We start from the raw sequence: 15,840 nt of genomic DNA on the forward strand, positions 1-15,840 counted from the left end.
AAAAAACGATGTTAAATGTCGCTATCGTGGGAACAGGGAATATCTCGCATAACCATATTCAGGGCTATTTGCAGTTTGGCCAGCGCTGCCGGATCGTGGCGCTGGTGGATATCTACCCCGAAAAAGCCCACGAGAAAAAAACGCGCTACGGCCTGACGGACGCCCGCGTGTATGACAGCCACCAGCAGATGCTGGCCTCAGAACCGGATATCGATATCGTCGACGTCTGCACGCCGCCCTACGTCCACGCAGAGATCGGCATTGATGCCCTGAACGCGGGCTGCCACGTGCTGTGCGAAAAACCGATGGCCGCCTCGCTGGAGGAGTGCGACGCGATGATCGCCGCACAAAAGGCCAGCGGCAAAACGCTCTCCATCATTGCCCAAAACCGCTTTACCGATGCCTTCTGGCGCTTAAAAGCCGCGCTGGATTCGGAGCTCACGGGCAAGGTTTGCCACGCTCAGGTGGACTCCTTCTGGTGGCGCGGACACAGCTACTACGATCTGTGGTGGCGCGGCACCTGGGAAAAAGAGGGCGGCGGCTGCACGCTTAACCACGCGGTTCACCACATCGACGCCATTCAGTGGATGCTGGGGTTCCCCTCCGAGGTGGTGGCGATGATGACCAACGTGGCGCACGACAACGCTGAAGTCGAAGACCTCAGCGCCGCGATCTTCAAATACCCCAGCGGTGCGCTCACCCAGCTTACCGCCTCGGTCGTGCACCACGGGGAAGATCAGAAAATCATTATCCAGGGTGAGAAAGCGCGCATCTCCGCGCCGTGGCAGGCCTTTGCCAGCGTCAGCGCCGATAACGGCTTCCCGCAGGAGACTAACGATCTGACGCGAGAAGCGCAGCTCGACGCGGTGTTTCAGCAGACGCCGAAGCTTGAGTGGGCGCTGCACGCCGGACAGATTAATGACCTGCTTTCTGCCATCGAGCACGGCACGGCACCGTTAGTGGATGGCCTGCAGGGCAAACGCTCGCTGGAGCTCATTACCGCCATTTATAAATCGGCCATTACTCGCGGTGTCGTCTCATTGCCCATTGGCCGCGACGACCCGTTTTACCGTACCGGCGGGACGAGCGCCCTCGCTCCCCGTTTTTATGAAAAATCCGCAAGCGTCGCCAACTTCAGCGAAGTGGGTGCGATTCCCCTTGGCAAAGACCTGGATTAAGGAGTGACACCATGAACAAAAATGACGGAATGAACTACGCGCCGGTGGGTAAACCCCAGCCGGTTGTCCGCGAGGGGGAGTTTGTTTTTGCCGCCGCCGCGCTCGACCACGGGCATATCTACGGCATGAGTAACGGCCTGATTGAAGCCGGAGCCACCCTGAAGTGGGTGTACGACCCCGATCCGGCCAAAGTGGATAAATTCATCCAGCAATACCCGCAGGTAAAAGTGGCGGAGTCGCTGGAGGTGATACTCAACGACGACGAAGTGCGTCTGGTGGCCGGTGCGGCCATCCCGTCCGAACGCTGCGCGCTGGGGCTGAAAGCAATGGCCGCAGGCAAGGACTACTTCACGGATAAAGCCCCGCTCACCACCCTTGAACAGCTGGCGGATGCCAAAGCGATGGTCGAGAAAACCGGCCGGAAATACGCCGTGTACTACAGCGAACGTCTGCACGTGGAGAGCGCGGTGTTTGCCGGACAGCTGGTGCAGCAGGGGGCCATTGGCCGCGTCGTCCAAACCCTGGGGACAGGTCCGCACCGGGAAGGGACCGGCCGCCCGGACTGGTTCTACGATCGTCGCTACTTCGGCGGCATTCTGTGCGACATCGGCAGCCACCAGATTGAGCAATTTCTGTTTTACACGGGCAACCGTAACGCCACCGTGGTCGCCAGTCAGGCGCGCAATTTCAACCATCCGCAGCATCCGGCATTTGAAGATTTCGGTGACGCAACAATCAGGGGCGAAAACGGCGCCAGCGGTTATTTCCGCTGCGACTGGTTCACCCCCGACGGACTCTCAACCTGGGGCGATGGACGTCTGACGCTGCTCGGCACCGACGGGTATATCGAGATCCGCAAATATGTCGATCTCACCCGCGGCGAGCAGGACGTGGTTTATCTCGTCAATAAAGAGGGGGAATTCCGCTATCCGGTCGCCGGACAGGTCGGGTTCCCGTTCTTTGGCGAACTGATCCTCGACTGTCTGCATCGTACCGAAAACGCTATGACGCAGGCGCACGCCTTCAAAGCGGCCGAGCTCTGCGTGAAGGCCCAGATGCTGGCCAACGCGACGGAATAACGGGAGGCGACAATGACGATCCTGAACACGGCGGTTATCGGTGCCGGAGCGATCCACGGCTGCCATGTGAATGCGTTGCGCCTGCTCCCCAACGTCGCGCTACGCGCGCTAGTCGACATCGACAGCGTTAAAGGGCTGGAGCTGGCAATGCGCTATCAGTGCCGCTTCTATCAGGATTACCGGGAAATGCTGCTGGATGATGCCATCGACGTGGTCCACATCTGCACGCCGCATTTCGAGCATAAAAGCATGATCCTGGCGGCGCTCGCCGCCGGGAAGCATGTTTTCAGCGAAAAACCGGTGGGCATGAACAGCAGCGAACTCGTGGACATCACCCGCGCCGCCGAACAGGCGTCGGGTCTGCTCGGCGTGTGCTACCAGAACCGCCTCAACCCCACCAGCCTGCGCATACGCCGGATACTGGAGGACGGCGAGCTGGGAAAAATGCTCAGCATTAAGGCCGTGCTGACGTGGTCACGCTCGGGCGCGTACTACACCGAAAGCCCGTGGCGCGGGCGGCTGGCAACGGAGGGTGGCAGCCTGCTGATCAACCAGGCCATTCATACCCTCGACCTGATGCAGTGGTTCGCCGGCGGCGTAACGCGCGTGAAAGGCGTGGTGGACAGCGGCGAGCTGGCGGATGTGACCGAAGGGGAAGACAGCGCAATGGCCACGCTGCACTTTGCCAACGGCGCGCGCGGCCTGTTTTACGCCAGCAACTGCAATACCACCGATTCCCCGCTTCTGATGGAGATCCACTGCGAACAGGGATCGCTGCTGCTGCATAACAACGTGCTCTGGTGCATCGCCCGCGGCGAGCGCCTCAGGCTGGACAGCGATGACTCTCCCGATGGCTCGGTCAAAAGCTACTGGGGCCTGGGGCACGAGCAGGCGATCCGCCGGTTTTATCACGCAATCACCCACCCGGGGCATACGGATTACACCAACATCCGTGAAGCCGGACATTCACTGACCCTTGTGGAGGCTATTTACCGCTCGTCTCAATTAAGACAATGGATAGATATCAATAACTAGAACGTAATTTGTATTCCAGCACTCAATAAAAAACGACCCGGAAAAACGGGTTAATCATTACCCTACACTGGATATTATTATGGTCAAACCAACTGAACGTAGAGTGGGTTATGGCGTGGCGCTCGGCTACGGCGTAACCGATCTTTTTGGCGGGGGTGCGTTTACCATTATCGGCACCTGGCTGTTATTTTTTTACACCACCTATTGCGGGCTCTCAGTCATTGAAGCGGGATCTATATTCGCCATTGCCCGCGTGATTGATGCGCTATTAAGCCCGATTATGGGCTACATCACCGATAACTTCGGGGATACCTGGCTCGGGCGTAAATTTGGTCGTCGCCGCTTCTTTTTATTACTCAGCTCACCGCTCATGTTTTTGTATGCCCTGCTGTGGATGACGGACATGGGTTACTGGTACTACCTGGGCACTTACCTCTCTATTGAGCTGCTGTCGGCGATGGTGCTGGTCCCCTGGGAGACCCTGGCGGCTGAGATGACGAACCGGTATGAAGAGCGTAGCCGCCTGTCCGGCGTGCGGATGATCTGCTCCCAGCTGGGCGGTTTTCTTGCGGTTTCCGTTCCCGGAGTGATTATGCAGTTCACGGGTAAAGATAATCCCTTTACCTATACTCTCACCGGACTGATATTTTCCTGCGTGTTCTGCCTTGCGGTATTTATTACCTGGTACACCACCTGGGAAGCGAAGGATGTGCAGCAGGAATCCAGTTTTAAAGTGGACAACCAGCGCAGCGGCGGGCTACTGAATCACCTGAAATATCTGGTGCTGGATCTCTTTTCCTCCTTCCGCATCCGCGCGTTCCGCCTGCACATTATTATTTATATCTTTTCGTTCACGGCGATGGACGTATTCGGTTCGGTCTTTACCTATTATGTCGTGTACTGTCTGATCCAGGATGCGGCTGCGGTTTCCGGCTGGCTGAGCATTGCGGCCTTCGCCTCGGTACCCGGCACCTATGGATTTATGCTGTTGCTGAACCGGCTGAACGTCACGCCGTCTGCCGCCCTGCGGCTCTCCTACGGCTGTATCTTTCTGGTACTGGCCTTCCTGTTTACGGTCTATCTCACTAAAACGCAGGTACCGACGCTGCTGTTCTCCGCGGTCTTTATTCTGCTCGGTGCCGCCCGCTCTGGCCTCTACTATATTCCGTGGAATATCTACAGCTTCATTCCGGATATTGACGAGATGGTGACTCAGCAGCGCCGCGAAGGGATTTTTGCCGGGGTGATGGTTCTGACCCGCAAGAGCACCGTGGCGATTGCCATCATGATTATTGGTCTGGTGCTGCAGGAATCCGGTTTCGTGAAGGGCAGCGGTGCGCAGCCTGAAAGCGCGCTGGGGGCGATTATCGGCCTGATGATCTTCGCAACGGCAGCCCTGCTGGCGGTAAGCTTCTTCACCACCTACAGGTTCAAGCTCACCCGTGAGACGCACAAGCTGCTCCTCAAGGAGATTGCGCGCCGTAAGCTGGGTGGCGATTACCGCGACTGCGACGCCAGTACCCGCGTGGTGATCAAGCAGCTCACGGGCTATGAATACGATCAGGTATGGGGAGGCGATGCCACCCGTCGGGCAGTGGGCGATGTCCGCCTGTCTGCCGTGAAATAACGCGATGTACCGGACAGCGCCCGCTGTCCGGTCTGTTTTATGCCAAAAATGTGACCTCTGGCAGATTTACATCTCTTTACGCTATACTACCCGCTGAAATAATCGGCTCAACGCTACGAGCGGATGTTCAATGTGTTTCCACACAAATGGTATCAACTCCCCTTCTGAGGATCTGGCGAGAAGCCGGATAAACTATGTTAAACAGTATTTTAGTAATACTTTGTCTGATTGCCGTCAGTGCATTTTTCTCGATATCTGAGATCTCGCTGGCCGCGTCCCGTAAAATCAAACTGAAGCTGCTTGCCGATGAAGGCAACATCAATGCCACCCGCATCCTGAAAATGCAGGAAAACCCCGGCATGTTCTTCACCGTGGTGCAGATTGGCCTCAACGCGGTCGCCATTCTCGGCGGTATCGTGGGTGATGCGGCGTTTTCCCCGGCGTTTTATAGCCTGTTTGTTAAGTACATGTCCGTTGAGCTGGCCGAACAGCTGAGCTTTATCCTCTCCTTCTCGCTGGTGACCGGCCTGTTCATTCTCTTTGCAGACCTGACCCCGAAACGCATCGGTATGATTGCGCCAGAAGCTGTGGCTTTGCGTATCATCAACCCGATGCGCTTCTGTCTGTACGTGTTTCGTCCGCTGGTGTGGTTCTTCAACGGCCTGGCGAACGTGATTTTCCGCATCTTTAAGCTGCCGATGGTGCGTAAAGACGACATCACCTCTGACGATATATATGCGGTCGTGGAAGCCGGCGCGCTGGCCGGGGTGCTGCGAAAGCAGGAACATGAGCTGATTGAGAACGTATTCGAACTGGAATCCCGTACCGTGCCCTCTTCCATGACCGGCCGCGAAAGCATTATCTGGTTCGATTTACATGAAGATGAGCAGAGCCTGAAAAACAAAGTGGCGCAGCATCCGCACTCCAAGTTCCTGGTTTGTAATGAGGATATCGATCACATCATCGGTTACGTCGACTCCAAAGACCTGCTGAACCGCGTGCTGGCGAACCAGAGCCTGGCGCTCAACAGCGGCGTGCAGATCCGCAATACCCTGATTGTGCCGGACACCCTTACGCTCTCGGAAGCGCTGGAAAGTTTCAAAACCGCCGGGGAAGACTTCGCGGTGATCATGAACGAATACGCGCTGGTGGTGGGTATTATCACCCTCAACGACGTCATGACCACGCTGATGGGCGACCTGGTAGGCCAGGGGCTGGAAGAGCAGATTGTTCAGCGTGACGATAATTCATGGCTGATTGATGGCGGCACGCCGATTGAAGACGTGATGCGCGTGCTGGATATCGACGAGTTCCCGCAGTCCGGAAACTACGAGACCATTGGCGGCTTTATGATGTTTATGCTGCGTAAAATCCCGAAGCGCACCGACTCGGTGAAGTTTTCCGGCTACAAGTTTGAGGTGGTGGATATTGATAACTACCGCATCGACCAGCTGCTGGTGACGCGTATCGACAACAAACCGACCGTTCTGGTGCCAAAGCTGCCGGATGCGGAAGAGAAGGTGTCGGCGTAAGGTTCCTGCCCCCACAAACATCAACGGCTCCCATCGGGAGCCGTCTTTTTATCTACTGCTACTGCATAGCACGTTGGTTAAGCCATCTCAGTTTGCAGACGCATAACCTGACGGTTGACTTCGGACATCACAGACAGGTGCTGTTTGTCCTTCACTTTTGGGACAAGGATTTTGCCCTTATCAAACTCAAAAGCGCCAACATCCTTGATGTACAACCGTCCACGGAACAGGATCTTCACGTACTTCGCCACCTGAAGCGGGTTGTAGCGTTGGAAAATTTTCATTCTTGTATCTCCTGCGAATCATACGCTCTTGCGGTGCCACAATCGGCCCGACTGTCCTGAGCGCAAATTTTAATGCCCAATGACTATAGACCAGAACTACGGTGTTACCCAGTGTGCATAAGTTTATTTACCGTTTGATTACAATTATTCAGAATAATCTTTGCAAAGCGTGACTGAGCGCAGTATAAGCCGTCGTTTTTTCATGGATATGTGCGTTCGCCCGCAAACTGGCATCGGGATTGCGGGAAAACCACATTGATCGCACTTATGATTAAAAGCGCAAGACCAAGTGGTCGGATCACCTGCAAACAATAAGGAAACGCCATGACCCTACGTAATATCCTTGCAGCAGCCTGCCTGCTGCTGCCCCTGTGGGCTTCCGCTCACAGCATTGAAAAAGGACAACGTGTACCGCCAGTCGGCATTGCTGACCGGGGAGAATTGATTCTCGACAATGATAAGTTTAGCTACAAAGCCTGGAATAGCGCGCAGCTTGCGGGCAAAGTGAGAGTTGTACAACATATTGCCGGTCGTACATCCGCAAAAGAGAAAAATGCCAACCTGGTGGAAGCGATCAAGGCCGCAAAATTCCCTCACGACCGCTACCAGACGACCACCATTGTTAACACAGATGACGCCATTCCGGGCTCCGGGATGTTTGTGCGCTCAAGCCTTGAGAGCAATAAAAAGCTCTATCCGTGGTCGCAGTTTATCGTTGACAGTAACGGCGTAACCCGTAAGGCCTGGCAGCTGGAGGAAGAGAGCTCCGCGATTATCGTGCTGGATAAAGAGGGCCGCGTACAGTGGGTGAAAGACGGCGCGTTAACTCAGGAAGAGGTGCAGCAGGTTGTCGACCTGCTGCATAAGCTGCTGGCTCAATAAATCGAGACGCGGAAGCCGGGGTTGAGGAAGGATTCGCGCGGGGTATAGTCCAGCGTCTTGCCCTGCCAGTCATGAACGTGCGCTCCGGCAGCCGCGGCAACGGCATGACCTGCCGCGGTATCCCAGACGTTGGTTGGCCCAAAGCGGGGGTAGAGCTGCGCATGGCCTTCCGCTACCAGGCAGAATTTCAGCGATGAGCCAATCGAGGTGGTCTGATGTTCACCCAGCTGCTGCAGGTACTCCTGCAGCTCGCTGTCGCTGTGCGAGCGGCTAATCACCACCAGCGGCGGACGCGCATCGCGCACCTGGATCTGCTTGCGCACGCCGCACTCTTCCTTCCACGCCTTCCCTTCTGCGGCGCTGTACATCACCTTCATCACCGGCGCGTAGACTACGCCCAGCACCGCTTTACCCTTCTCAATCAGGGCGATATTGACGGTGAATTCACCGTTACGCTTGATGAACTCTTTTGTCCCGTCCAGCGGATCGACCAGCCAGTAGCGCTGCCAGTGCTGGCGCTCGTCCCAGCTTTGCGGCGCTTCTTCTGACAGAACGGGGATGTCCGGCGTTAAGGCCTGTAACCCTTTCAGGATCACCTTATGCGCCGCGATATCCGCCGCCGTGACCGGAGAGTCGTCCGCTTTGCTGACGACCTCCATAGGCTTAATACCGTCATACACCTGCATGATGGCGTCTCCCGCATCCCGTGCGAGCTGACAAATTTTATCTAGCATTTTCCACCTCTTTGTTAACGCAGTGAGGTTAACTCTTTGTTTTAGTTATATCGTAATGTGAACAATTCCGCTATCTGTGAAGCAATTCCGGTTTCAGGTTACTTTTTTCTGTCAGGATTCACATTTCTGTAAGCAACAAGCTATAGATACATACTCTTTTGTGGACTGCATCGAAAAAAGGACTCCTCTGATGATTAAGTTTAGTGCAACGCTTCTGGCGACGCTGATTGCAGCGAGCGTTCAGGCGGCGACGGTAGATCTGCGTATTCTGGAAACGACCGATCTGCACAGCAACATGATGGACTTCGATTACTACAAAGATACCCCAACGGAAAAATTCGGACTGGTACGTACGGCAAGTTTGATCAATGCGGCGCGTGGCGAAGTGAAAAACAGCGTGCTGGTCGACAATGGCGATCTCATTCAGGGCAGTCCGCTCGGCGATTACATGGCGACCAAGGGGCTGAAAAAAGGCGAGATCCATCCTGTTTATAAAGCAATGAGCACCCTGGACTACACCGTCGGCAACCTCGGCAACCACGAATTCAACTATGGTCTGACATACCTGTACGATGCGCTCGCCGGTGCGAAATTCCCGTACGTTAATGCCAATATCATCGACGTTAAGACCCAAAAGCCGCTCTTTACCCCTTACCTGATTAAAGAGACTAGCGTCGTCGACCGGGAGGGTAAAAAACAGACGCTAAAAATCGGCTATATCGGTTTTGTACCGCCGCAGATCATGACGTGGGATAAAGCCAACCTGGACGGTAAAGTGACCGTTAACGACATCACCGAAACCGCGCGCAAATACGTGCCGGAAATGCGTAAAAAAGGCGCCGATCTGGTGGTCGTTGTCGCCCACTCGGGTCTCTCCGCCGATCCGTACCAGGCCATGGCAGAAAACTCCGTTTACTATCTGAGTGAAGTTCCGGGCATCGACGCGATCCTGTTCGGCCACGCCCACGCGGTCTTCCCGGGCAAAGATTTCGCCAGCATCAAAGGGGCGGATATTGAGAAAGGAACGCTCAACGGCGTGCCGTCGGTAATGCCGGGCATGTGGGGCGACCATCTTGGCGTGGTGGATCTGGTGCTGAATAACGACGGCGACCGCTGGAAGGTGACGCAGTCAAAAGCCGAAGCGCGCCCGATCTACGACGCTGCGGCTAAAAAATCTCTGGCGGCTGAAGATAAAAAACTGGTCGACGTGCTGAAGCACGATCACGACGCCACGCGCGAATTCGTCAGCAAGCCGATCGGCAAATCCGCCGACAACATGTACAGCTTCCTGGCGCTGGTTCAGGACGACCCGACCGTTCAGGTCGTCAACATGGCGCAGAAAGCCTATGCCGAACACTTTGTGCAGGGCGATCCGGATCTGGCAAAACTGCCGGTTCTGTCAGCCGCTGCGCCATTCAAGGTGGGCGGGCGTAAGAATGACCCGGCAAGCTATGTTGAGGTCGAAAAGGGCCAGCTCACCTTCCGTAATGCCGCCGACCTCTATCTCTATCCGAATACGCTGGTGGTGGTTAAAGCCACCGGCAAAGAGGTAAAAGAGTGGCTGGAGTGCTCAGCCGGACAGTTTAACCAGATTGACCCGCACAGCAGCAAGCCGCAGTCGCTGATTAACTGGGACGGCTTCCGCACCTACAACTTCGACGTGATCGACGGCGTGAACTACCAGATTGACGTCACCCAGCCGGCGAAATATGACGGTGAGTGTCAGGCGATCAACCCGCAGGCGGAGCGCATTAAAAACCTGACCTTCAACGGCAAGGCGATTGACCCGAATGCCACCTTCCTGGTGGTGACCAATAACTACCGTGCCTACGGCGGTAAATTTGCCGGTACGGGCGATAGCCACATCGCCTTTGCTTCTCCTGATGAGAACCGCTCGGTGCTGGCGGCGTGGATCAGCGCGGAGTCGAAAAAGGCGGGAGAAATTCATCCGGCAGTGGACAACAACTGGCGTCTCGCGCCGATCCACAGCGATACGCCGCTGGATATCCGCTTTGAAACGTCACCGTCCGACAAGGCAGCCGCATTTATTAAGGAGAAGGCGCAGTATCCGATGAAACAGGTCGCGACGGATGATATTGGGTTCGCGATTTATCAGGTGGATTTGAGCAGGTAAAAGCAAAACGGCAACGCACGTTGCCGTTTTTGGTGTTTGTTCCCTCTCCCTGTGGGAGAGGGCCAGGGTGAGTGCATCAGGCCGCACATACCCGGCTTCTACGCCGCACGATCGTCCCTGTTCGCCATCACCTTCGGCGTATTCACCTCAATCCAGTCCGCCAGCGCGGCGACCTTCTCGCTCACCTCAATACCCAGCGGCGTCAGGCTATACTCTACGTGCGGCGGCACCACTGGATACGACACGCGATCGACAAATCCGTCCAGCTCCAGCGCCTGGAGCGACTGGGACAGCATCTTTTCACTCACCCCGCCCATTTTACGGCGCAGATCGCTAAAGCGATGCGTTCCCTGGCGCAGGGCCAGCAGAATCAGGACTCCCCAGCGGCTGGTCACGTGTTTGAGCACCTCGCGCGAAGGGCACTGTTCCGCGAAAAGATTGCCATCGCGCATTTGTTCGCTGAGCGTCGGTATCGTTGTTTTCATACTTACCTTTTTGTACGTACTTACTAAAAGTTAGCTATGGTGCTAGTGTGCCACAACACCAGACAAACACGAAGGAGATTCATCATGATCGCGATTACCGGCGCCACCGGCCAGCTTGGCCATCTCGTTATCGAACAGCTGTTGAAAACCGTACCGGCCAGCCAGATTGTGGCCATCGTACGTAACCCGGCGAAAGCGCAAGCCTTAAGCCAGCAGGGGATTGTGGTTCGTCAGGCAGACTACACGGATGAAGCCGCCTTCGCCGCTGCGCTGAGCGGCGTGGATAAACTGCTGCTGATCTCGTCCAGCGAAGTCGGCCAGCGCGCAACCCAGCACCAGAACGTAATTAACGCCGCCAAAACGGCAGGCGTGAAATTTATCGCCTACACCAGCCTGCTGCATGCGGATACCTCGCCGCTCGGCCTGCACGTTGAACACGTTGCCACTGAAAAAGCGCTGGCGGCGTCCGGGATTCCTTATGCCCTGCTGCGCAACGGCTGGTATACCGAAAACTACCTGGCGAGCGCGCCGCCAGCGCTGGAACACGGCGTGTTTATTGGTGCGGCAGGCGAAGGCAAAATTGCCTCTGCCACCCGCGCAGACTATGCCGCGGCGGCAGCCAAAGTGATTGCTGAAGAGGGCCATGAAGGCAAGGTGTATGAACTGGCGGGCGACCACGGCTGGACGCTGAGCGAACTGGCGGCTGAACTCAGCAAACAGAGCGGGAAGCCGGTCACCTACCAGAATCTCAGTGAAGCGGATTTTGCCGCCGCGCTGAAGAGCGTCGGCCTGCCTGCCGGTCTGGCCGATATGCTGGCGGACTCCGATGTCGGGGCCTCCAAAGGCGGGCTCTTTGACGACAGCCATACGCTGAGCAAACTGATCGGGCGCGCCACCACGCCGCTGGCGCAGAGCATTAAAGCCATTCTGTAACGGCCTGACCGTTATCTCCCGCGGCCGGGTGATTCCCCTTACCCGGCCCGCACTTATGTGGCATTCTGTCCTCCCGACAGATACCGATATCCCGCAATGTTGACTGTAATAAACACGGATTCCGCGCTCCCTTTTATTCACTCCGTAGAGATGGGCAACGTCGACGCTTTTCCCGCTCTGCGCTACTGCCTGGTCTCATTCACCGCGCGTGATTATCATGACGGGCTCTTTGATAAATGGGGCATCTCCTTTCCCGGCCCGCTCAACAGCGCCGTGGTAAAACGTAGGGCGGAGTATCTTGCGGCACGCTATGCCGCGCAACGGGTGCTGAAATCCTTCGGCTGTGACGCTACGCCGGGCAGCGCGCCGGACCGCTCTCCGGTGTGGCCTTCCGGCTGGCGGGGAAGCCTGTCACATTCTCATGAGTGGGCGCTGGCGGTCGTTGCGCCAGAGGCATCGGGCCTGACGCCGGGCGTCGACATTGAGTTGCTGGCACCCGAGATGATGCAGCGGACGGCGCATCTGTTTACCACACCGCAGGAGCGGGAGCGTCTTGCCGCCAGCCAGATCGACGATGCCAGCGCGCTACTCATCACCTTTTCCGCAAAAGAGAGTCTCTATAAGGCGCTCTATCCTGAGGTTGGCCGCGCCCTCGATTTTGACGCGGCCCGCGTGTGCCACATCGCGCCTGAACGGCAAAGAATCGCCCTGGAGCTGACCCGGACGCTTTCCCCCCAACGCGTAAAGGGCAGCCGAATCCAGGGCTATTATCAGCTATCAGGCAACAGGGTTATCACGCTCATAGCCTGACGTCAGCAAGGGAGCCAGATACGTCATCACCATGTCGATCCCCTCCCCCGGACGGCGCAGCGGGTTATGCCCCTGACCGTGGGTCTCTGCCAGCCTCGCGCCGGGCCAGGCTTTTACCAGGCATTCCGCTTCGACCCGCAATACGATGTCATCGCTGCTGTCGTGAATTACAAGAGCGGGCTGATCGACCTGCTGCAGCCCCTCGTAAGCGTTAAAGCGCTGCCAGACCGCCTCGCCAATGCCAAAGTACCCTTCAATATACCGGCGCAGCCTCTGCTGCTGGCGTCCCGGGAGGTTCAGGATCGCGGCATATTTCGTGACCAGCCCGCTAAAGTGCGTCGGCGCGCCTACGATAACCAGCGCGCGGGTCCGCAATCCCGCCTTTACCGCATTAATGACGGATAACCCGCCAAAAGAGTGCGCCACAATCGCGTCAAAACCGCCTTCCTGTTGCGCCAGTTGGTCAATGATTTCAATGAACTCGACGATGCTGCTCTGATGCCCTGCCGCGTTACCATGTGCAGGGGCGTCAAACCCGATGACCTGAAAGCCTTTTTCGACCAGCGCTTTGATCAGTCTGCCAAAGTGGGAAGCCCTCGACTCCCAGCCGTGGGCTAACAGCACGGTAGGTCCCGCGCTTCCCCAGCGGTACACCACCGCATGTTTACCATTGCTCAAAGGGAGAGACTCAATGCGGCTCGCCAGCGCCGTCATCTCTTTATCGCCTGCACGCGTCGGCACCCGGCGCGGCGTAAAAAACCGATTACCCAGCCAGTCGGCGGTCGCCCCCGGCACAACCCGATCCATCAGACGAATTCCGACCTTCACGCATGAAACCATCGGCGAGCGCAGGTAGGCGGGTCCACGATACTGCTGGTAGGCTTGCTCAATCAGACGATCAAATTGCTCACTCATGGGACTCTCCGGAAACACAGGGAACAGTGGAATTAACCGCGGATGATGCAGACTGTCGGATCAGGGCGCGCTCCGCGTCGCTGGCTACGTGTTCGTCCCAGTACGCGAGTTTTGCCTCCATTCGCTTAAACCACAGCGGCGGTATCAGCGCGTAAAATATATGGGCGACATACCCTTTTTCTATTCCCACCGCGTAGCTGTGCGCCTGCAAATTCCAGTATTCACGACGGGGATGGGTGTGATGATCGGAGTGGCGCGTCAGGTTCAGCAGACCGGCCGACGAGGCCCGGTTATTACAATCCCAGCTGTGTCGCGGCTCCACGCGCGTGCCTGGAAGGCGGACCAGACCGTAGTGCTGGATGTAATTCACCGTTTCAAACAGGAATTTAGAGACCAGCATGGTCACCAGACACGCCAGCGCGCCCCTGACGCCCGCCGCCATAAAGCAGACCGCCACGATCAGCAGGCTCATCAGCACCCCGCGCGTTACCCGGTTCGCCAGCATGGCGCCGCGCCGGTTCTGATGTGAAAGCCGCTGCGCTTCCACCTGCCAGGATTCAACATACTGTGACAGAGAAGAGCGGATAAAGAAGCGATACACATTCTCCCCGCGACGCGCCGTCGCGCCGTCCGCCGGGGTCGCCACGTTAGGATGATGCGAATAGACGTGTGAAATCGAAAACTGCGCATCGCCGACCAGCGCCAGAAGCCAGCGCCCGACCATCATCGCCATCAAACTGTGAGTTTTGTGGATAAGCTCATGGGCTACCACGGTGTTAGTGCTCATGGTATAGCCAGTGGAGGCCGCCGCCAGCAGCAGTTCCGGCACAGTAAGGTGATGTTGCCCCATGATGTTGTAACCGGTCAGGGCGGTCAGCCATGCGCCAAATCCGAGCAGATCGCCCGGAGCGGCCTGCCAGATAAGGGTAAACAACGCCAGCAGCGCGGCCGGAAGCTGTAAATACGGGATGATTTCCAGCAGCGCCGGAAGCCGGTAGTGGCGATCGGCGGTGTCGTGCGTGGTTGCGTTATCGAAGAAGACATAGCTCAGCGTCACGCAGAGCATGGAGACGACGATCCACACGCCGCCGAGCACGGTTGTGAGCGCGGTTAGCGGTAAAAAAACGCAGGGGACAAGGGCAAATCTCAGGTAACTCAACATACGGGCTCCTTATTGTTATGACTGTTTTTTGCACCGACCGGCGGCGAGAAGCAGTCCATTTCAAGCAAGTGGCTCATCACCCCTCCGGCGAGCAGCCTCTGCCGACACGCCTGCGCCAGCGCGGGATTGCCGCAAATCACGACGCGCCATTCGGCAACCGCCGTCCGGCGGGGATAGAGGGCGCGCCAGTCGTCCAGCCAGCAGGTAATGCGTCCTGCCAGCTCCAGCGCCTGAACCTCACGCTCCCGGGATAACGCGTGCAGATAGTGAAAACCGGGATGGCGCTGACGCAGACGCTGCAGTTCCTGCAGGTCGAATGTGTCCTGCCGCCTGCGAACCGCGTGGATCAGCATGACCTCACGGTGGGGATGACGCGCCAGCGCGGCGCGGACCAGACCCAGCGTCGTTCCCAGTCCCGAACCACTGGCGATAGCCAGCAGCGGACCGTTACCGTCATCCTGCTGGCCGAACTGCCCCCGGCAGTCTGAGAGCCACACCTTCCGTTCAATCCCCTGTTCATCACACAGCAGCGGGGAGAGTCGCCCCTCTTCACGGCGCGTGATATCCAGAACAATCTCTCGCCCCCGGCTCGGCCAGCTCACGGAAAAGCTCCGGATATCCTTATCCTTTTCGAGACAGACCTGAACGTATTGTCCAGGCTGAAAGGGCAACGCCTGCTCCGCCAGCAGCGTCACGCGCCATACCGTGGATGAGAGCGCAACAGCCCGCTCAACTCGCGCAGGCGTCCAGGCCGTGGATGCCGCGGCCAGCGTCAAATCCGATTCCGGCAGGCACTGGCATGCCAGCACGTGGCCGGCGGCAATCTCTTCCTGGCTGAGCAAATAGCTCAGGTCGACAAGCGAACGCACCTTGCCGCTCGTTACCCGGCAAAGGCAGGATTTACACGAGCCGACCTGGCAGCTATACGGCAGGGAAACGCCGGCGTTGAGCGCGCTTTCGAGAAGCGTATGGCCGGACGGCAGGGGGAATTCATGTCCCTCAAGCGTCCCCTGAAAATGACCGCGGCGGGAAAACCATCTCTTCAGCATC

15 protein-coding genes are annotated in these 15,840 nt (G+C 57.2%); 9 read left to right on the forward strand and 6 right to left on the reverse strand.

The window, feature by feature from the left end; all coding sequences use genetic code 11:
* Positions 1–8: 8 nt before the first annotated feature.
* The 5 genes from RVY89_RS16695 to paeA all read left to right on the forward strand — a co-directional run bounded on the left by RVY89_RS16695 (position 9) and on the right by paeA (position 6,451).
* Complete coding sequence (locus RVY89_RS16695; protein ID WP_484825927.1) at positions 9–1,178, forward strand: Gfo/Idh/MocA family protein; 1,170 nt, start codon at positions 9–11, stop codon at positions 1,176–1,178.
* A gap of 11 nt (positions 1,179–1,189) precedes the next feature.
* Positions 1,190–2,257, forward strand: a complete 1,068-nt coding sequence (locus RVY89_RS16700; RefSeq protein ID WP_484825928.1) for a Gfo/Idh/MocA family protein — start codon at positions 1,190–1,192, stop codon at positions 2,255–2,257.
* Positions 2,258–2,269: 12 nt separating this feature from the next.
* Positions 2,270–3,292, forward strand: coding sequence for a Gfo/Idh/MocA family protein (locus RVY89_RS16705; protein WP_484825929.1), 1,023 nt, complete (start codon positions 2,270–2,272; stop codon positions 3,290–3,292).
* 79 nt (positions 3,293–3,371) lie between these two features.
* Positions 3,372–4,919, forward strand: coding sequence for an MFS transporter (locus tag RVY89_RS16710; RefSeq protein WP_484825930.1), 1,548 nt, complete (start codon positions 3,372–3,374; stop codon positions 4,917–4,919).
* Between the two features lie 194 nt (positions 4,920–5,113).
* Positions 5,114–6,451 (forward strand): polyamine export protein PaeA, encoded by a 1,338-nt coding sequence (paeA, locus tag RVY89_RS16715; protein WP_023310162.1) that lies wholly within the window; start codon positions 5,114–5,116, stop codon positions 6,449–6,451.
* A gap of 77 nt (positions 6,452–6,528) precedes the next feature.
* On the opposite strand, the gene RVY89_RS16720 is transcribed toward paeA, so the two are convergent.
* The gene (locus RVY89_RS16720) at positions 6,529–6,735 is read right to left on the reverse strand and encodes a DUF1107 domain-containing protein (RefSeq protein ID WP_008501430.1); all 207 of its coding nucleotides are present in this window, start codon (positions 6,733–6,735) and stop codon (positions 6,529–6,531) included.
* A 324-nt stretch (positions 6,736–7,059) separates the two neighbouring features.
* Here RVY89_RS16720 and RVY89_RS16725 point away from each other — a divergent pair, with 324 nt between their 5' ends.
* Complete coding sequence (locus RVY89_RS16725) at positions 7,060–7,617, forward strand: YtfJ family protein (RefSeq protein WP_032651402.1); 558 nt, start codon at positions 7,060–7,062, stop codon at positions 7,615–7,617.
* On the opposite strand, the gene cysQ is transcribed toward RVY89_RS16725, so the two are convergent.
* Complete coding sequence (gene cysQ / locus RVY89_RS16730; RefSeq protein WP_484825931.1) at positions 7,611–8,351, reverse strand: 3'(2'),5'-bisphosphate nucleotidase CysQ; 741 nt, start codon at positions 8,349–8,351, stop codon at positions 7,611–7,613. The genes RVY89_RS16725 and cysQ overlap by 7 nt on opposite strands.
* 190 nt (positions 8,352–8,541) lie before the next feature.
* Between cysQ and RVY89_RS16735 the strand changes: the two genes are divergently transcribed.
* Positions 8,542–10,485 (forward strand): bifunctional 2',3'-cyclic-nucleotide 2'-phosphodiesterase/3'-nucleotidase, encoded by a 1,944-nt coding sequence (locus RVY89_RS16735; RefSeq protein ID WP_484825932.1) that lies wholly within the window; start codon positions 8,542–8,544, stop codon positions 10,483–10,485.
* A 98-nt stretch (positions 10,486–10,583) separates the two neighbouring features.
* On the opposite strand, the gene RVY89_RS16740 is transcribed toward RVY89_RS16735, so the two are convergent.
* Positions 10,584–10,970, reverse strand: a complete 387-nt coding sequence (locus RVY89_RS16740) for a winged helix-turn-helix transcriptional regulator (protein WP_094935135.1) — start codon at positions 10,968–10,970, stop codon at positions 10,584–10,586.
* 84 nt (positions 10,971–11,054) lie between these two features.
* On the opposite strand from RVY89_RS16740, the gene RVY89_RS16745 reads away from it, so the two are divergent.
* Positions 11,055–11,903, forward strand: a complete 849-nt coding sequence (locus RVY89_RS16745; RefSeq protein WP_484825933.1) for an SDR family oxidoreductase — start codon at positions 11,055–11,057, stop codon at positions 11,901–11,903.
* 96 nt (positions 11,904–11,999) lie between these two features.
* Positions 12,000–12,713 carry a 4'-phosphopantetheinyl transferase family protein gene (locus tag RVY89_RS16750; protein ID WP_484825934.1) on the forward strand — a complete coding sequence of 238 codons (714 nt, stop codon included), beginning with the start codon at positions 12,000–12,002 and terminating at the stop codon, positions 12,711–12,713.
* Here the strand turns inward: RVY89_RS16750 and RVY89_RS16755 are convergent.
* Genes RVY89_RS16755 through RVY89_RS16765 form a run of 3 tightly spaced genes read right to left on the reverse strand, consistent with a single transcriptional unit; the run spans position 12,681 to position 15,839 of the window.
* Positions 12,681–13,628, reverse strand: coding sequence for an alpha/beta fold hydrolase (locus RVY89_RS16755; RefSeq protein ID WP_484825935.1), 948 nt, complete (start codon positions 13,626–13,628; stop codon positions 12,681–12,683). The genes RVY89_RS16750 and RVY89_RS16755 overlap by 33 nt on opposite strands.
* The gene (locus tag RVY89_RS16760) at positions 13,621–14,790 is read right to left on the reverse strand and encodes an alkane 1-monooxygenase (protein ID WP_484825936.1); all 1,170 of its coding nucleotides are present in this window, start codon (positions 14,788–14,790) and stop codon (positions 13,621–13,623) included. The genes RVY89_RS16755 and RVY89_RS16760 overlap by 8 nt, the downstream gene beginning before the upstream one ends.
* Entirely contained in the window at positions 14,784–15,839 is a 1,056-nt protein-coding gene (locus tag RVY89_RS16765; RefSeq protein ID WP_484825937.1) for a 2Fe-2S iron-sulfur cluster-binding protein, read from the reverse strand. Before RVY89_RS16765 ends, RVY89_RS16760 begins: the two co-directional genes overlap by 7 nt.
* Position 15,840: the final 1 nt, after the last annotated feature.

Source organism: Enterobacter sp. 3U4 (assembly GCF_057224565.1).